Annotated in this window: 15 protein-coding genes, 2 pseudogenes and 1 CRISPR repeat array; of the genes and pseudogenes, 11 read left to right on the plus strand and 6 right to left on the minus strand. The window is 39.7% G+C overall.

Annotated elements, in window-relative coordinates; genetic code table 11:
• Positions 1-3 precede the first annotated feature (3 nt).
• From NST97_RS01555 to csx20, 7 genes are all read left to right on the plus strand, one after another.
• Positions 4-1692, plus strand: a complete 1689-nt coding sequence (locus NST97_RS01555) for a Cas10/Cmr2 second palm domain-containing protein (RefSeq protein ID WP_341342824.1) — start codon at positions 4-6, stop codon at positions 1690-1692.
• A complete protein-coding gene (locus NST97_RS01560) occupies positions 1689-3947 on the plus strand; it encodes an RAMP superfamily CRISPR-associated protein (protein ID WP_339229133.1) in 2259 nt (752 codons plus the stop codon). Before NST97_RS01555 ends, NST97_RS01560 begins: the two co-directional genes overlap by 4 nt.
• Entirely contained in the window at positions 3931-5223 is a 1293-nt protein-coding gene (locus tag NST97_RS01565) for an RAMP superfamily CRISPR-associated protein (protein ID WP_339229131.1), read from the plus strand. The genes NST97_RS01560 and NST97_RS01565 overlap by 17 nt, the downstream gene beginning before the upstream one ends.
• 1 nt (position 5224) lies before the next feature.
• A complete protein-coding gene (locus NST97_RS01570) occupies positions 5225-5632 on the plus strand; it encodes a hypothetical protein (protein WP_339229130.1) in 408 nt (135 codons plus the stop codon).
• A gap of 20 nt (positions 5633-5652) precedes the next feature.
• Positions 5653-7593, plus strand: coding sequence for a TIGR03986 family type III CRISPR-associated RAMP protein (locus NST97_RS01575; protein ID WP_341342825.1), 1941 nt, complete (start codon positions 5653-5655; stop codon positions 7591-7593).
• A 137-nt stretch (positions 7594-7730) separates the two neighbouring features.
• Complete coding sequence (gene csx2, locus NST97_RS01580) at positions 7731-9101, plus strand: TIGR02221 family CRISPR-associated protein (RefSeq protein WP_339199690.1); 1371 nt, start codon at positions 7731-7733, stop codon at positions 9099-9101.
• Entirely contained in the window at positions 9098-9490 is a 393-nt protein-coding gene (gene csx20, locus NST97_RS01585; protein WP_339195163.1) for a CRISPR-associated protein Csx20, read from the plus strand. Before csx2 ends, csx20 begins: the two co-directional genes overlap by 4 nt.
• Before the next feature lie 662 nt (positions 9491-10152).
• Here csx20 and NST97_RS19170 read toward each other — a convergent pair.
• A pseudogene (locus tag NST97_RS19170) lies at positions 10153-10533 on the minus strand (hypothetical protein).
• A 400-nt stretch (positions 10534-10933) separates the two neighbouring features.
• Here NST97_RS19170 and NST97_RS01595 point away from each other — a divergent pair.
• Positions 10934-12024: pseudogene (locus NST97_RS01595) on the plus strand (IS3 family transposase).
• A gap of 196 nt (positions 12025-12220) precedes the next feature.
• On the opposite strand, the gene NST97_RS01600 reads toward NST97_RS01595, so the two are convergent.
• From NST97_RS01600 to NST97_RS01620, 5 genes are all read right to left on the minus strand, one after another.
• Positions 12221-12781, minus strand: a complete 561-nt coding sequence (locus NST97_RS01600; RefSeq protein ID WP_339195165.1) for an imm11 family protein — start codon at positions 12779-12781, stop codon at positions 12221-12223.
• Positions 12781-13359, minus strand: coding sequence for an AHH domain-containing protein (locus tag NST97_RS01605; protein ID WP_341342826.1), 579 nt, complete (start codon positions 13357-13359; stop codon positions 12781-12783). Before NST97_RS01605 ends, NST97_RS01600 begins: the two co-directional genes overlap by 1 nt.
• A 441-nt stretch (positions 13360-13800) precedes the next feature.
• A CRISPR array of direct repeats spans positions 13801-14169; the repeat unit is 30 nt; unit sequence GTTTTTATCTTAACTATGAGGAATTGAAAC.
• A 99-nt stretch (positions 14170-14268) separates the two neighbouring features.
• Entirely contained in the window at positions 14269-15492 is a 1224-nt protein-coding gene (locus tag NST97_RS01610; protein WP_341342827.1) for a tyrosine-type recombinase/integrase, read from the minus strand.
• 76 nt (positions 15493-15568) lie between these two features.
• Positions 15569-16030, minus strand: a complete 462-nt coding sequence (locus tag NST97_RS01615) for an ImmA/IrrE family metallo-endopeptidase (RefSeq protein ID WP_341342828.1) — start codon at positions 16028-16030, stop codon at positions 15569-15571.
• Between the two features lie 9 nt (positions 16031-16039).
• Complete coding sequence (locus tag NST97_RS01620) at positions 16040-16384, minus strand: helix-turn-helix domain-containing protein (RefSeq protein ID WP_144597896.1); 345 nt, start codon at positions 16382-16384, stop codon at positions 16040-16042.
• 183 nt (positions 16385-16567) lie between these two features.
• Between NST97_RS01620 and NST97_RS01625 the strand changes: the two genes are divergently transcribed.
• The 3 genes from NST97_RS01625 to NST97_RS01635 are packed head-to-tail and all read left to right on the plus strand — an operon-like array spanning position 16568 to position 17766.
• A complete protein-coding gene (locus NST97_RS01625) occupies positions 16568-16825 on the plus strand; it encodes a helix-turn-helix transcriptional regulator (RefSeq protein WP_340880987.1) in 258 nt (85 codons plus the stop codon).
• A complete protein-coding gene (locus tag NST97_RS01630) occupies positions 16822-17445 on the plus strand; it encodes a BRO-N domain-containing protein (RefSeq protein WP_341342829.1) in 624 nt (207 codons plus the stop codon). The genes NST97_RS01625 and NST97_RS01630 overlap by 4 nt, the downstream gene beginning before the upstream one ends.
• 15 nt (positions 17446-17460) lie before the next feature.
• The gene (locus NST97_RS01635; protein WP_144597901.1) at positions 17461-17766 is read left to right on the plus strand and encodes a helix-turn-helix domain-containing protein; all 306 of its coding nucleotides are present in this window, start codon (positions 17461-17463) and stop codon (positions 17764-17766) included.
• The last annotated feature ends 1 nt before the right edge of the window (position 17767 follow it).

Consider the following 17767-nt stretch of genomic DNA (forward strand, 5'->3'; position numbering starts at 1 on the left):
GACATGGGACGAAAAACATTGGTGATGTATGAAATTTCCCAGAAGCAAAACTATATTTTTCGCACAAACAGATTGATCGAAAATATAGGGGCATCGACGATCATTCGTCAGTTAACGGAAGAGCCCCATCAATTATTTAAAGATGTGAAAATTCAATTGCCAAATGTACAGGAAAAAATTGTTGGTGGCGGGAATGCGGTATTCGTTTTTGATCAAGAAGAAGATGCGAGGCGGTTTGCGAAACATTTGACTTGCGGAACGCTGAAGTATTTTCCGGGAATTGAGATATTTTTAGTGACCAAAAGCATCGATTGGGAAAATGACATCTTGTACGACAAAAAGAATGAACAAGGTCAATTGGTTAAAAAAGGCGTTTTTACTCAAATGCGCGATGCGTTGGCGGATAAAAAAAACAAGCGCTCTCAAGCGGTGCAGCAACTGTCGTGGGGGATTCATTTCATTTGTTCGGATAGTGGTCTGCCGGCCAGTGCATTAAGTTTTGATAAAGATATGAAAACACAAGTCCCGCGTGCGAGGGAGTTAGTAATAAAAGAAAGAATGGGAAGAGAGACACGAGACACAATTTTTGAGAAGCATTTGTTGGAAGACTTAAATAAACAGATAAACAGCGAAACTTTTTCATTTTTAGATCAAAAAAAATTAGAAAGTGTTTTTCATCAACAAAAAAGTGATCAGGCGAAAAGTTATGTGGCGATTGTCCATATTGATGGAAATGCCATGGGTGACAAAGTGGGAAGTTTTTTAAAGCAAACGTTTGAATCCAACGATGATTATATCAATCAATATAAGGCGTTTACAAAAGAGATTGATGATGCATACAAACAAGCGTTTAAAAAAATGATTCATCACCTGATGAATGATTATGATCGTTGGGCAAGCGTCATTTATGGAACTGAGGATGCCTCAAATGATGAAAATTTAAAACGTACCGTCCCCCTTCGCCCCATTGTCGCAGCGGGAGATGATATTTGTTTTATTACATATGGACAGTTAGGAATTGAGTGTGCCCGTCTATTTATTCAATACTTACAAGAACAAAACGAAAAACAAAGTTTTGAAGCTTGCGCCGGTGTTGCTATCGTCAAACATAAGTTTCCTTTTTGGCTTGCTTATGAATTGTCGGAACAATTATGTTCCAATGCGAAAAAAAGGCTAAAAACCGATTCGGAAAATTGGGAAAAACTCGGAATGGGAACGAAGGAAAGACCGTATGACACGTCTTTAATTGATTGGCATCTTGTCAAAGACGGTGACTTTCAGTTTGACATTGATTTAATGCGCCGATCGTTATATGAAAACGAAGATGGCAGTTACTTGTTGCAGCGCCCTTATTATTTGCAAAGACAAACCGATAAAATCCGCCATCATGCCAGCTACCAATTCTCTTTTTTAAATGCCATGAACGTCATTGTTAATGGCGAAATGGAAAACCCTCGCTCCAAATGGAAAGCACTGCTAGATGTTTATCATCAAGGGGTAGAAGCGGTGGAGCAGTGGAAAATTCAACAACAATTTGACATTGGACCCAATCAGTTGTTTTTAGCGCCGAAAGATGGATTTTCGGTCTATGGGACGGAAGATGACAAAAAAGAAAAGCTTGTTGCTTATTACTATGATGCCTTGGAAGTAATGGATTATTTTATCCCGTTAAGTGAGGTGAAAGAAGGGTGAATCATATTGCAACAGTGGAAATCGAATTGTTGTCAGAAACCGTGTTTGGCGGCAATAGCAATCAAGCGGGGACGGTCGATATCGATTTGCAAACGGATGAATATGGGTTTCCTTATTATGCCGGCCGAACGTTAAAAGGAGTGTTGCGAGAACAGGCTGATTGGTATGTAAGCAAGCTATCGCAGTTTGAAGATTCAACAAAGGCTAAAAGGGCGTTAGACAAATTATTTGGAAGTCCTGATTCGTCCGATCGCACGATTCACAGACATAATCATTCAAGTTTACGTTTTGGCGATGCGAAATTAAGCCAACATTTATACGATTTTGTGATGGAAAATGGCATTGATCGCAAGCAAGTGTTGCGTGCGCTGACAACGGTACGGTCAATGACAAGCCTTGATGACGAAACGGGTACAGCGAAGAACGGTTCGTTGCGGCAAGTTCGTGCTGTTTTTCCGGGTTATCGATTTTATGCGCCGGTTTTTACTCAAGGAACGCTTAACGACGAGGAGAAAGAGTTGTTAGAGGTGGCCGTTAAGTTGGTGCGATATGTGGGGATAATGCGCCATCGTGGCAAAGGTCACGTTCGCTGCACGTTGCATTGGCATAGAGGGATGGACAAGATAGAAGCACGCGCCGCTTCAAAAGTTGGTTTCAGTCATCCGTACTTGACTTTGACGATCGATGTTTGCGAACCGCTAAAGATTAGCCACATTCTTGGTACTAGCGATTCTACCCACGCGCTCCATTACATTCCCGGTTATGTGTTGCGGGGGGCCCTTGTTCACACTTATTTACAGGCAACAGGTATGTCGCCGGAGAAGCTCGATACGAGAGTGATTTTTGACCATCGCAAAGTGCAGTTTTGGAATGGTTATATAAAAATCAACGGGGAACGGAGTCTTCCTTTTGCTCAACATTTGTTTGAAACGAAGGAAGAATCGAAGAAGAAAACGACCAATCCTCGACGAGTGTACAATGCTATGGATGAAAAGGAGATGAATTTGATTCGTTCAGATTCACCTGTAAAGATCAAAAGAGATGCCATGCTTTTAGAGTCAAATCAACAGTTGACTGGACAAACAGTGAAAACGACATCTTCTTTACATATGAGCATTAACGGCAATCGCAATGATGCGGATAAACGCCATCTTTACCGTTATGAAGCGATTAGTCCGAAGCAAACATTTGAAGCGATTGTTTCTGTTAAAGAAAGTGATCCGTTTGTCGATTGGCTTTGTAAGCAAAAAGAATTAACCGTATGGATTGGAGGGGCACGAAACAGCGGCTATGGACGCTGTATCATCCGTGTCGGGTTTGCAAACGATCATCCTGAGCAGCGGTGGGTGCATATAGATGATTTGGCCGGATCTCAAGAACTGTATGTCCTTGCTACATCCGATTGGATTATTAGAAACGAATTTGGACAACTGGTGAGTGCTTTAGATGACAAGTGGTTGGGCGAACAGCTGGGAGTTTCCCTTGAGTTAAAAAACCAAGTGGTGCAGACGCAATTGACTGGCGGATATATTTCACAATGGCAAGCGTATCAACCGATGATTCGTGCCGTAAAGGCGGGATCGGTTTATCATTATGAAGTCAAGTCGGGAAAGATCGATGTCAACAAGTTAATGGCTTTAACTGAACGGGGGGTTGGAGAAAGGAGAAATGAAGGCTTCGGCCGCTTAATGATTTTGCCGGGTTGGTCTTATCATTACTTAAAAGAAGCGAAGGAAGAAGTGCGGATGCCTATACCTTTACAGAAGATTGAGGAGCAAGACGGATCACAGCTATTGCGATTGAAAGAAGGATTATTGAGGGAAATGTTAACCCATTTCATGAGGATGAAAGTGTCTGAGTGGAAAAGGGAGTTAACTGGTGCTGACCATTTGACAAGCTCTCAATGGGGAAAATTGCTACAACACTCATCACAGTTTTTACATCAACCGAAAGAGAAAAGAACGTCTCGTTTTCTTAAAACTTATTGGGAAAAATTTTGGGAAGATACAAGCCGTCGATTAAAGGCTAAATCGAAGCTTAGTTTTGACGGGGTGCGTGTTGGCAACAAAAAATTAAAAGATTTTATTTTAGAATTAATTGACCAAAAGTGGGAAGTTGATCAAAGGCTTGCAGAACAAGTGGAAGTGAATTATGCAGAATGGAACATGCGCGCGTTAGAATTACTGATTCGTCAAGTCATTCGCAGCAAAAATGAAAAAAGGGAGGTGGAGCATCAACATGCAGCACGTGTTTGAGTGGAACTTTGAATTGAGAGCCGAATCGCCGTTAAGAATCGGCGATAATGAGGGCGACTTATTATTGGATGCCGCTGGAAAGCCATTTCTTCCGGGGACGTCATTGGCTGGCGCGTGTCGATCTTACGTTGAGCAAGCGTTTGGTAGTGATGTGGCGAATGAATTATTTGGAAAAATAGGGGATGAACTGAGACCAAGTCGACTTATCTTTAGCGACGGTGTTTGCAGAACATCTCAGTCGTATTTTGTGCAGCCGAGAATTGCGTTAGATGGTAAATCTAAAACGGTTCAATCAGGATTGTTTGAGAGAGTGACCGTTTCTTCTGGTTCTGTTTTTACAGTGATGCTCGTGTTAAAAACATCGTGTGAAGCGGACAAAGATGTTGTGGAAGACATGCTCGCGGCGTTAAATGAGGGGACGATCCGCATAGGGGCTGATAAATCCATAGGTGGAGGCAAAGTTTCTATCGTCAACGGACATTTTGTTCATTATGATTGTTCAAAACAGCAAGACTTGTTCGATTACGTGAACAAAACGAAAAAGAAAACAGCTTGGTCGCCTAAAAAAAATGATGGAAATCGAGGGTTTATCCGTTTTATCATCAAAGGTCAAACAGCAGCCCCTCTTTTAGTTGCCGGACAAAATACTTTTGATAGTGATCAAGCCGATCGGGTCTATATGAAAATAGATAAAGATGGAAATGAACGGGCGATTATTCCTGCTTCTAGCTTTAAGGGTGTTTTGCGTCATCGCATCCAGCGGATTGCAAACATCATGCAGTTGAAAGATAAAGAAACATACGTAGCGCAACTTTTTGGAACGGACAGTCAAGAGCATACAAAAAGAAGCGGAAATCTTTTGTTAGAAGACACGTTTTTGGAACAGGAAAAGTCAAAGACGTATTACCGGATCCAAATTAATCCGCTAACAGGCGGTGTCAAAAACGGTGCTTTGTTGGACATGAAAACCGTTCAAGGGTCTTTTACAACAATTTTGACTTACCGCCTAAAAAAAGGGGGAGAAATGACAACGGAAGATAAAGTTGTATTGGCATTGTTGTTGTTTGCTTTGCGGGATCTTGGCATGCAGCAATTGACAGTGGGAAGCGGCGCATCGATTGGTTGGGGGTATTTGGATATTTCCAGCATCCATGTCCAATTCGCTGACGGTAACGTTTTGTTTAACTTTAAGGACAAACAAATAAAGGACGAATCCCATTGGTTAGAGAATTTGCAAAAGGCGCTTGATCACGCAAAAGAATCAGTGGAGGTGTGAAATGGAAATGGCACATTTGCCATTTGAAACGACAGTTCTTGTAAATGAAGGCGATAAACTTTATTGGCCGAAAGAGGTCACAGCGGACGCTTATACTCTTGTCTATTATCATAGTGAGTTGCAAATAGAGAAGTTATTAAAACCTTTAAACCTGCAAACCCTTTATGAGGCGTGGGCGTTTGACGGCAAGCGCTCGTGGCATATTTGGCAACGGGATGATGAATGGATGTGCACTGCTTATGATCCGTCCGTGCTTAAAGAAGAGGAAAAAATGGAAGTTGAGCACTATCTATCCAAACATATCAGACAAAAAATCAAAAAAACAAAACTAATTATTCACCAAACAATCGCATGGGATGAAGACGGTCAAGCTTACATCGCTTATTCTTGCCCGATTAATTTCAAGTAGAGAAAGAGGTGGTTATGATCATGAATGAAGAAGCTTATGCGCCTTATAACTTTGTTCCGTTTCCAGAGCGAATTATTTCTCGGTACGCACGATATGACGATTTACCTAGTCATGACGGTAATAACAGCGGCAAAGGCTTGTTATCCGGGGAAATCGAGTTTGACATCACTGCTCAAACTCCCGTACTAGTGGCTGACGGCACCGATCGAAGCAAGGAAAATGAGCCTAGGTATTTTGTGAAAAATGTGGACGGGAAGTATGAAATTCCCGGATCATCGTTAAGGGGCTTGATTCGCCAAACCCTTAGCGTCCTTTCATTAAGCAACTGGGCGGAACAAATTGAAGATGAATCGTTTTACTACCGTTCTGTTGCTGGGAATAAACATGTGCGAAAAGAATATCGCAGTATTCTTGGCTTTTCAGGGAATGAAACAGATAGAGAGGATCATGGCGCAAGAAATGTTCGAGCGGGTTATATCGTCAAAGAAAGCGACGGCCAATATGTCATCTATCAGGCGAGATCGGACGGGGGAAGGAAGGGTTTTACGTATTATAAATGCCACCAAAGTAGTTTTCCGTTTTTAAGAAAGAAGATCAAAGAAGGATTCCAAATTTGTAATGTTAGTTTTTCAGTCGATAAAAATGGAAAAGTGGTTCGCCTCGATACATCGAAAAAGGAAAAATTAGCATTTGACGGCAAATTGATTTTTTCAGGGACTATGAAAAATAAAAAAACCGCTTATGTGATCAATGACATTGACAAAGAAGCAACTCCCATCAAAATTGATCCGGCAGATGTAAAGGCGTATCAAGCTGATTATGAGTTTCGTAGCAAAAAATTTGAAAATGACGAGAAGAAAAAAGAATTCTTTAAATTGCCGGACAAAAAGGGGATTGAACATGCGAAGCCGTGTTTTTATATTTATTTGAATAGTCGCGTATATTTTGGTTTTAGCCCTTATTTGCGACTAAAGTATAACTGGTCAACCAAAAAGTTGCTGCCTAAACATTTGCAAAAGACGGATGTAGCCATTGATTATGCAAAGGCGTTATTCGGCTTTACTCAACAAGTGATGCCTGAATCTTCTCAAGAAGATTCAGAAGAGAAAAGTTACGCTTCAAGACTGTCATTTCTCAATGCGAAGGTGATGTCGGAAAGCGGAGAGGAAACGGTGGATGTCATTTTAGGACAGCCCCGAGCTTCGGCGATCGGCATGTATTTAAAACAGCCTGATTCCAAAATTCGCTGGACTTATAATGATGATTCCGCTGAACTGCGGGGGTTAAAACAATATTGGCTGAAAACAGAACAAAAAAGTCAAAGTTCTGAAAATAAAAACGTTTTACAGAAACTTCATTTGTTACGAAAAGGAACGACATTTAGGGCAAAAATTCTTTTTGACCAGCTTTATGAAGATGAACTGGGACTGTTGCTCTGGTCCCTTCAAGGACCGAAATACCATCAAATGGGTATGGGTAAGCCGTATGGTTACGGCATCGTTGCCTTTGATCATTTCTCCGTTTTCGTTTACAAAAATGAGGCGAGCTTATATCATTTATCCACCTTTTTCGATTTAAAGATGAAGCTCGTTTCGCCGACTGATTACATTGAAAAGTATAAGCAATATGTACAAAAAACATTCGGCATTGATATTGAACAGCAGGAAAGTGTTAGGATTTTCTTGAAAATGAAAGACTGGTCGCCGCTTCCGCATAGTAAAATGAATTACATGCCTTTAAATAATTATAAAAAAACCCTCGTATTACCGACTGTTCAATCGCTGCTCAATAACGAAAAAGAGCAACGTCAAAGCAAGCAAAAAAATAATCACCAGTCGTACAAAACAAAAAAGAAAAATCCATCAAACTGTTCCAATAAACACAAAGTAAACGATCGGACTCAAAGTATAAACACTGCCCTTGCGGATCAGTTGAAAAAAATATATCGACAAGAAAAATAATAATCTCTGTTAAGCGTTAAAGCGTTTCCTTCATTTTTTCAAAAGAAGCTTTTGTTTGAGAGAATTTACCCGTGCCCCCATCAAGTGTAGGGAGATGGTGGGGGCATGTCATGAAAGAATAGAGAGGAGATCAAATAATGGCAAAAGTACTCATCTCGCCCCTCGGTAAAGGGATACGGGAAAAAGAAAAAACAACCGCTGGAGGAAAATACATAAAAACTACTTATAAATTTGCAAACAGTGATAAGGGGTATGACACTTCGTTTATCACATCGGCATTAAGTGAACATCTGCAATTGGATAAAATTTTTATGATTGGAACGGATCAGTCGATGTGGGAGGAAGTTTATTATTATTTTGGTGAAGTAAAAGAAAATTCGTATGGAGAAGACGTGTACTTAGAACTTGATGAAAAAAAATCAAAGGGAACGCTAACGGAAGCAGATCTGACCTGTGTCAATGAAGCGATTGACCGTTATTTGAAAAAAATGAACCCTTCAGCAACTGGGGGATCTTGTTGCAAGCTGATTCAAAATGGAAAAAATACAGAAGAGATTATAAAAAATTTTCTGATCTTTATGGAATTTAGCCAGCTTATCAAGCCCGGTGATGAAGTGTATTTAGACATCACTCATTCCTTTCGTTCGATTCCCCTGTTTTTGTTTGTGTTGATTGACTTTGTGCAAACCTTGCGAAAGGACGAAAACATTCAGCTGTCGGGTGTATACTATGGCATGTTGGAAGCAAAAAACGATAATGTGACTCCTGTTGTTGATTTGAAGGCGTTGTTTGAAGTGACCCAATGGACTCGGGGGGTTTATGAATTTATTCATTATGGTCATGCGGATCTTTTCGCTGAGTTAATCGATCATGAGAGTTATAAAGAAAGCTTAAAACATATATCCAATTTGGCGGATTTAAACCACATTAAAAGTTTAAAAAGTAAAGTGGATCAATTTCGCTCCAATTTTGAAAAAGGATACGAGCATAAAAACGGTCTACCAATTTTCCCGTACCTTAAACCACATTTGAATCGTTTTTTTGATTATTTTAAAGGAGCTGACACTGATGCCAAATTCCAATTCCAATTGGCAAAGTGGTTTTTTGATCATAAACGGTATGCCAACGGTTATATTTGTCTAGCAGAATCGATGATTACCCATGTGGCCTATGTTTATAGCAAAGTGGAAAGAAACTTAGATGTTGGGAAACGTATAGTTCGGGATAACATTAAAAAGTTGATTAATCATTATTTACAAACAAATTCAAACGAGCATTATCAGAAAATGCATAAACTTTACAAATGTGTTTCTAAATTTCGCAATGACATCGCCCATGCCGGGTTTTTATCTGAAAATAATAGCGAAGATGTCATCACTAAAGCCCATCAGTTCATTAAAGAAACAGAGAAACTTTTTTTCTCAAGTAATGGAAAGAGATTAATTGAGCAGCTCCCCCGTGAGTATCCTTATTCCACACTACAAACCCAGAGGAGTCGTAGCAAATGAAAGTATTGGTTATCATGTCACACAAGTTAACAGAAGGACAAAAGCAGGAACTTTGCCAGCGGTTCAACGCTGAATCCTTCATCGATTTTCCTGAACCCTTAAAAAAGCAATGGATGAATATTCCGCCTGTTGGTCCGTGGCAAAACGAATTCCTAAAAGAAATCAAAGAATGGTTAACCAACCAGCTGGCAAAGGGGGATAAAGTGATCGTTCAAGGGGAATTTGGCGCCACTTTTTCCCTTGTTTATTGGCTCAAAAAGAACGGTTATGCGGTGTATTATGCCACAACGGAAAGAAAAGTCGTTGAAGAAGTAAAGCCCGACGGCACAGTAGAAACGATACGCCGCTTTCAACACGTCTGTTTTCGCGAATATCCCGACATCGATTAGATGCAAAAAATGTCATACCGGTGTCGTCGACCTCCAGTCGTAGGGGGTCGACGACAAAATGAAAAAAAGAGAAAACAGCTGAAATTTATTAAGTTTAAAAGAAAATACGGTTTTACAAAAGTCAAGAGAAAGTCAAGAGAATTAGAAGAAGGAATTTTCAAATCATGTCGAATGTTGATTTATCAAGCAATTTTAGGGTTTAGATCTTAACTATAAGGAATTGAAACTGCTATTTGCCGCCATTCGTTTTTGTACCGTCATCAGTTTTTATCTTAACTATGAGGAATTGAAACCCGTCCGACATCGCTTATGGTGAAGGAGTTACAGAGTTTAATCCTAACTAAGATCCGTCTGAAGAAATAGTCGTGTACGAAACACCCCATTTTTAACTAAGCTGCCTTGTATGCGAATGCTCTGCAGTCGCAGGGATAATCACAGATCATCAACAACATCACTATTACTTGACTGTTATACGAATACAGCTCTTGTTGGAACTTCAATTACACCTTTATAGTTTTTTGTATTTTCCACTCTGGAAGTAAAGCTAAGTCAATTTTAGTCTGTATCCTATTGACTGCCTGAGAGGTTATAGCAAATGTTCCACCTGGATCTGCATGGCCACCAAAAAAAACTATTTTAAGAAAAAGATAGACTAAGAGTAACTATATCCAAAACTCGGGGGTTAATCCGATCTTTTTAAAAACTTGCAACTCCAAATACTTTCCAATTAAACCTAGATAATCAGCAAAATACTCATCTTCATCTAGGATCGTTATTCCTGCGTCTATTGAGTCCTTATTTAAAATACCTCGAATATAGTAACCCGAGCCAATACGCTCCAATTCTTCTTCTCATCGTATATTACTCTAATCTCTAACTCATCTAAAATTGTAAAACCGATTGAGACAGGATAACTTTTTCCTACTTCAATTTCATAGGGACATACAGAAGAGAAGCCTGTAAATTCAATTCCTTCCACCTCTAAGGTGACTTCCTTCTTCTATATGCGGGTCTAATCTTTTAACTAATGCAAAATACTCCATCTCTAACCCCCTCTTCTTACTCAACAGAATTGATTATCGGAATGTTTTTGCCGTTTATAGTTTTCCAAAACTTCTTGCCACTTTGAGTATGATAAGTGGTAATTCACTATTATTGTTCGTACCTACAAACTCAAATTTAGTTTTACCATCTCTGTTGTTACCCATAAATTTCACGTATCCTGTTCTAGTCTCTCCTTTATATTCAAATTGTACCTTAATTCAGTATACCCAAATTTGGTGTTTAGTCTACTTGACCTTAATTTTATTGTCCAGTTAAGAGTCGACGAGGATAAAGCCAAAGCCGTACAACGAGTGTTTGAGTTAAGAGAGCAACATAGAGAAATGTACAGTAAATCTATCAATCATAGGGAGTGTCTATAATGGCTAGACGTTTTGATAAGTGGTCGAGGAAGGAAAGGCGGTCGCTCAAATCGCAAGACAACTCGATATTTCACCAAAAACTCTTCATAAATGGGTCGCAGATTATAAAAAAGATGCCGAACATAGTTTTGTCGGAAGCGGAAACCTTAAACCAGAAGATCAAGAAAAGCGTGAACTTCAAAAGCGCATTCGGGATCTGGAGGAGGAAAACACCATCTTAAAAAAGGCCATGAGCATCTTCGCCAAAAACCAGAAGTAATTTATGAATTCATTCATACGCATAGAAAGGAGTTTCGTGTGGCGAAGATGTGCGAAGTCCTAGGTGTTTCAAGAAGTGGATATTATACATGGGTCAAACGCCCAGAAAGTCAACAAAAGAAAAGACAGGAAGCGTTGAAAAAGCAAATCAAAAAGATTCACATCGAGTCAAGAGAAACGTATGGCAGCCCAAAAATCACAAAAATCCTTCAGAAGCAAGGGGTTGAGGACGGTCGCCAGAATCATGAAAGATGGTGATATTCGTTCAAAAACAAAGAAAAAATATAAGGCAACCACGAACTCGAAGCATCATTGGCCGGTGTATCCGAACTTATTAAATCAGCAGTTTGAAGCAGATGAGCCGAATCAAGTATGGGTGGCGGATATTACGTATATTTGGACGAAAGAAGGCTGGTTGTACTTAGCCTCCATCATGGATTTGTTTTCTCGTAAAATCGTAGGCTGGTATCTTTCCGAGCGTATGACAAAGGAGTTACCGGGCCATCCATCAGCGAAGTCCTCAACCTGGTCTGATTCACCATTCGGACCAAGGGGGCCAGCATGCATCGAATGAATACCAAGCCATGTTGAGGCAATACGGCATACAGACGAGCATGAGTCGAAAGGGAAACTGTTATGACAACGCATGTGCCGAATCGTTTCACAGCATCATGAAAAAAGAACTCATTTTCCACGAAACCTTTACGACAAGGGAAGAAGCGACGGATTTTTGAATACATTGAGTGTTTTTATAATGCCGAGCGAATTCATTCCGCTAATGAGTACATGTCCCCAATGGAGTATGAGAAGATGCATCGGCAAGACAAAAAGCAGCAACGTTTCTCACCATAAGTTACGATATAAGGGACATCTTTCCTCTTGAGAAGGGGAATGGTTTACCAAACCGTTCTCCTTCTCAAGAGGTCACCAAACGAAGTACGGTAGTAGGAATTTAAATTTTTCTCGATTTTACGTGTCCTATTTTCTTGACATAATACCATTAGACCCTTATGAGTCAGAGCCTTATTCCCGTATAAAATACCTATATTTAGATTACTTTAACTTCTAAAAAGTCACATCCTGTTATATTATTTTTCACTATTAATTCTCTAAGTTCTTCTGATATGAATATTGGAATTTCATCACCCTTGAGCTTAATAATATGCTTTGATTGTATCGCCTCCTTACATAAAGCATATTTTTTTATACTATATATACTTTCACCATCAAGTTCAAACACACTATAATCTGAATTTTCTAAGTTTAATGCATCAACAACATTCAAAATGTTAGCTACCGAAAAACCTTTTAAAATTTTGTTTTCACCTTTATTCACTACATTTATAGGCAGATATTGTATACCATCATCTACTTCCTCTAAAATCGCTTTAAATCTTTCAGAAACTATAAACCACCCTAAATTGTTTGCTAAATAATCTGTTAATCTTTCTCCTTCTTTAGGGTCAAAGTAAAAGGTGATTTCGCTATTCCAATTATGAATATACTTACCTTCCGATAATTCATATTGTTCAAATCCCTTTGTATCTATACAGTATGCTACTACATCTCTATCATCACTATCATCCATTAGCAACTTATAAAATCTCATTATTTCTTCCTCCAATAATCTTTATAAAGCATCTCCGGGTTCTTTCTAATTTCCTGTTTTAATTGTTCGAATAATCTTAAAAATTTCCTTTTATCCCCCTTAGCTATTTTATCAAAAGTTCTAATATTGCTTAACACATACTCGTGATAAGCATTTGGATGTCTTCCCTGATGAGGTAGTAATTCTATATTCCAAACGTCATCCAAATCTAGTCCATATTTTTTCGTTATAGCCTCTATTTGTGGAGTATATTTTTTACTTTTATTAGTAGCATAATGATGTTTTTGTAAAGGTTTACCCGTACCCTTAGTGCTAAGTTCAACGCCATCGTTGCCTGCTTTACCTCCGCCTAGATTTAACCCCGTCTTCTCACTTAGATAAGCTCGAACTTTATTCTCCAATCCATTGGTGTTTTCGACCGGAACTTTAACGTTCCCAATCCCTTCCATGGCAAATCCCATTTGCCGGTCAGGGATTGAATTTTTCAGATTGGTCAGGGCGTTGTCTACGAACCGGGCGGTTTTCAGTGCACTGTTTGCGCTTTTGTTTTTCAAATGGTGCGGGATTTCTTTTGCCAAGCTTTTAGCATTTCTAATGCGGGGGAATATGCCTTTTTCCGCACGAAATGTTCTTATTTTAGGTCATAGGAACCGATCGAATAGACCTAAACCAATTTTTCCAGAATGAAACGTTAAAAATATGGTCTCACTCTTCCTTCAATTGAATGAGAAGGGAATGAGCCGGATGTTTACTTTATTAAAACAGGTGGATCAGGTAAAATGGTTGATAAAACATGGATTTTATTGTCGGCAGGCAAACTTTGAAATCTGTTTTAAACGGAAATAAAAAAGAATCGTCGACCCCCAATCGTGCAAAAATCCCAGGGGATCGACGACTCTTTCAAATCTTTATTGAGCCCAAGCAAATCAAAGGTTTGATAAAAATTCCCCTTTTCGTTAAAATAAAAATAACCAGTCAAGCATTAAAAATGAAATGCTTATTTAACAACATTTTTTGGGGTTTTTATCTTAACTATGAGGAATTGAAACAGAAAATCATAAAATGATTCTTTCGGATAATTAACATCGTTTTTATCTTAACTATGAGGAATTGAAACTCAGCAAAGTAAAGCAAAATATCATAAGAAACCAATACGTTTTTATCTTAACTATGAGGAATTGAAACACACTCAACCTTAAAAACTTCAAGGGAATTCGCTCGTTTTTATCTTAACTATGAGGAATTGAAACTTAAATGCGTCGGCATTCTTTGCTCCTCTCTTTCAAGTGAGTTTTTATCTTAACTATGAGGAATTGAAACAGTTGAAAGTCGAGTAAGTTTTCTCTCACTTCTTCACTGTTTTTATCTTAACTATGAGGAATTGAAACATCATATCGTGATGTTTCTATAAACCCTTGTGGTATAAGGGTTTTAATGAAGTGAGCTACCGTCCCTGTTTCGTGTTGGGGACGAATTGGGGACGGACTCTATATATTGGATTTTGGGTGGCGTGCGAATCGGTCAAATTCAGTTGCCGCCCTTTCTTCCATGCTCTTGGTCACATGACTATATGTGGACAAGAGCGTTTTTTCGTTTGCATGTCCAAGCCGTTCTGCTACAGCGCGGGCTGTCAGACCCTGTTCAAGCAGATACGTTGCAGATGTGTGGCGTAGAGCATGTAATTTGATGTGCCGAAATCCATTCTTCTTTAAAAATTCTCTCCACCAGCGTGTAACATAGTTGGGGTGATAGGGTAGACCGTCTCCTTTGTGGAAAAGGAATTGCCGATCCTTTGGAGCTTTCCATTTTGTCCCTGCTTCCCACATCTGCTTTTTCCATGTTTTTGTTGCGTATACTTCTAGTTCTTCCATATACCAGGCAGGCATTTTGACTTTTCGGACGGATGAACGGGTTTTGGGAGACTTGATGAGGTATTCCCGATCAATTTTCATTGGGATGTTTTCATCAATCAATATACTGTTGTCCCCAAAATCGCAGTCGGAAATCTCAACTGCGACAATCTCTCCGCGTCGGAATCCGCCCAAAAACGTCCCCAAGATCAGGAGCCGCCAGACGGTAGGTTGCTGGTAAAGTGCGTTAATGATCTCCATGATTTCGGATTCATCGTACACCTCGATCTTCGTTTCCGGCTTCTTCGGCCAGCGTACCCCGTCACATGGATTCTGGGCAATGAATTTCCACTCTACCGCAATGTTCAAAACATTGCGCAAAACCTTCAAAATGTCTCGCTGTGTACCATTTCCTAGTGTACCTGGCTTTCCGTCTTTTCGGGCTTCCGGCAAACGGAGGTATGCAAGGAAATCAACAACATGCATGGTCTGTATGTCGTTCAGTCGCATATGCCCGAAACGTGGTATGATGTGCGTTGCAAGGTGCTGATCATATACAACGAGTGTTGACGGTGCCAAGTTGTCTGGGATACTAGCGAATTTCGGCCGCCAATGCTTGTCCACGAAGTCGCGAAATGTCGTTTTCTCCGGTTTAATGTACTGGCCGCTTAAAACCTCCTGCTTGAAAATAGCCAACTGATCCTCAAGGTAATCCTGGAGCTTCTTTTTCGTTCTTAGCAACGCTTTGTCCTCGACCGTGATCGTCTTCGACGGTCGATTGCGGGTGCCGTCCGGATTGTATCCAAGATCGATCCGCAGCCGCCACGAATTTTTACCTCTTTTTTCGATGCTTCCTTTCATGTCAACTCTCCTTCCATGGGAATGTATGTTCGGTTTTATATATGTGAACAGCCTTGCGGCTGGAATTTGCCGAAAATCAATCGAACAATTCCATTACACCTAAAGGTTCAAAACAAATAGTGTAATTTTCAATTGAAAAGTATAAACCGTACTTTTCTTTATAACGTTTTATGGCAGCGATAAGAAAGTCCTCTGTAATGCCTAAATATTCAGCTAATTCATATCGGTTACGGACTCCACTTTTGTGGGCTTGTACAATTTTTTGTAATGGAACAAGACGTTCATATGCCCAAGTGCGAGCTCGTTTTTCTTGCTTACGGTTTTCGATCTTAGTCTGATCTAATATATTTCCTGCAGATGTGTGGTAGTGTCCTAATTCTTCAGCCAGGATGCAGGCTTTTTCGTCATTAGTAGGGATATTCTTGTTTATCCAAATCACTTTATCGGAATACAACCCCTTGATAGTCGGTGTCATCGGCTTTTCGTAAGTGTCTATACCATGCTGTTCTGCCTCCCGCAGCAAATTTTCGTACGTCATATATGATCATCACTCCTGGCGTTTTCTTTTGGACCTTATAAATTCTTTAAAGCGTTCAATTTCCTCTAATTCTTCTTCGGTCCAATCCTCATCACCGTCGTGGTGAGCAGCTATTGTGGTTATATTATTGTTTTCATCCTTAATCCCTACTAAATAATCCGCAGATACATTGAAATAGTCGGCAAGAATTCTTATGTTTTCCATTTTCGGATCAGCAGTATCATTTTCATATCGAGAAATCATACTCTTGCTAATGTTTGTTTTGTAAATTTTATTTAATTCTGTCACTAATTCTCCAATGCTTAAATTTTTACTCTTTCTTAGCTTTTTAATTTTCTCTCCGAAAGTGCTCATCTTCTATTCACATCCTAAAAAAATATTCCTTCTACGGGAATATTTTATAATACATGTTCCACAAACGCAACATTTTTAATAAAAATAATACCTAAAAAGGAACAAATTTTATTGACACAGAAAATAAAAAGGAGTATATTTAAATTGTTCCTAAAACGGAACGATAAAAGGAGGTGATATTGAATGACGAGGAAAAGGCAACCTTACAATAAGATAAAAGCATTTCTAGTAGAGAATGGAATAAAACATAAAGATGTAGCTGAATTACTTGATATGACACCAAACACAATTAGTAAGAAATTAAATGGATTCGGTGGCGATTTCACTTTAAGTGAAGTCAAACGACTTCATAATGGGTTTAGAGTTCCAATCGAATATTTTTTTGAACCAAACGTTCCTAAAAAGGAACAAAAAACTTCATGGAAGGAGGTGCGGACATGACATCTTTAAAAACCGAAATCTGGAACAGTCGCCAAATTCGGTTTGTAGAAAAGGACCCGGGCGATTGGTGGGCGGTCGCTAAAGATGTAGCTGGTGCTTTGGGTTACCGAATGGCTTCTGACATGACACGGCTTATGGATAATGAGGAAAAGGATACGCACATTGTGCGTACCCCTGGAGGAAATCAAGAAATGATCGTTATTTCTGAAACAGGAATCTATGAAGCAATATTCAACAGCCGGCGTCAGGAAGCAAACGCGTTCAAAAAGTGGGTCAAACAGGTAATCAAACAACTCCGCCAGTCTACCGGCCTTGAAGGCTTCCAAATATTCCGCATGCTCGACAAAGAGCACCAAAAAGAAGCTATGCGCAAGCTCAAAGAATCTTTGGAGAAACCGGTTCGGGTAGATTTCATCAAGGCAAACACAATCGCAAACAAAGCTGTGTCCTCCATGTATGGATACCCGAAGATAATTAAGAAAAATGACATGACGCCAGACATGCTTGTTAAGCGGCAGCAAGTACTTGAAGACACAGTAAACCTGATGGCTTTGGTGAAAAAGTTCGGCCTTGAGCTGTCTGTTAGTAAAACAATCTATAACAAATACATGATCAGCTGATAAGGAGGATAAATCATGGCTCCTGAAAAAGCGTTCGCTGCCATCATTGCTGACCTGAAAGAACAGCTCAAAACTGAGCTGCTCCAAGAGTTGCGAGCGGAGATGAATCTTTCACCCGATCGCACACTCACATTTTCAGAAGCATGCGAGTACCTGCACATGTCTGAATACACCTTGCGCCGGTTGTGCCGAGAAAAACGCATCCCACATCGGGTACACGGTGCGGACGGCAGCAAGAACCCCCGATATTTGTTCAGCAGCAGCAGGCTCGATCAGTGGATCCGTGAACAGGAAGAAAAGAATTATGTGGAAGGGAGGTGAA

This window comes from Aeribacillus sp. FSL K6-1305, from assembly GCF_038050115.1.
GTDB lineage: Bacteria > Bacillota > Bacilli > Bacillales > Aeribacillaceae > Aeribacillus > Aeribacillus composti.

Coding starts and splice junctions, on each gene's coding strand:
- NST97_RS01570 (WP_339229130.1), top strand. CDS start 5,225: ATGGAAATGGCACATTTGCCATTTGAAACGACAGTTCTTGTAAATGAA.
- NST97_RS01615 (WP_341342828.1), bottom strand. CDS start 16,030: ATGACGTACGAAAATTTGCTGCGGGAGGCAGAACAGCATGGTATAGAC.
- NST97_RS01610 (WP_341342827.1), bottom strand. CDS start 15,492: ATGAAAGGAAGCATCGAAAAAAGAGGTAAAAATTCGTGGCGGCTGCGG.
- NST97_RS01630 (WP_341342829.1), top strand. CDS start 16,822: ATGACATCTTTAAAAACCGAAATCTGGAACAGTCGCCAAATTCGGTTT.
- NST97_RS01620 (WP_144597896.1), bottom strand. CDS start 16,384: ATGAGCACTTTCGGAGAGAAAATTAAAAAGCTAAGAAAGAGTAAAAAT.
- NST97_RS01565 (WP_339229131.1), top strand. CDS start 3,931: ATGCAGCACGTGTTTGAGTGGAACTTTGAATTGAGAGCCGAATCGCCG.
- NST97_RS01635 (WP_144597901.1), top strand. CDS start 17,461: ATGGCTCCTGAAAAAGCGTTCGCTGCCATCATTGCTGACCTGAAAGAA.
- NST97_RS01625 (WP_340880987.1), top strand. CDS start 16,568: ATGACGAGGAAAAGGCAACCTTACAATAAGATAAAAGCATTTCTAGTA.
- csx2 (WP_339199690.1), top strand. CDS start 7,731: ATGGCAAAAGTACTCATCTCGCCCCTCGGTAAAGGGATACGGGAAAAA.
- csx20 (WP_339195163.1), top strand. CDS start 9,098: ATGAAAGTATTGGTTATCATGTCACACAAGTTAACAGAAGGACAAAAG.
- NST97_RS01575 (WP_341342825.1), top strand. CDS start 5,653: ATGAATGAAGAAGCTTATGCGCCTTATAACTTTGTTCCGTTTCCAGAG.
- NST97_RS01600 (WP_339195165.1), bottom strand. CDS start 12,781: ATGAGATTTTATAAGTTGCTAATGGATGATAGTGATGATAGAGATGTA.
- NST97_RS01555 (WP_341342824.1), top strand. CDS start 4: ATGGGACGAAAAACATTGGTGATGTATGAAATTTCCCAGAAGCAAAAC.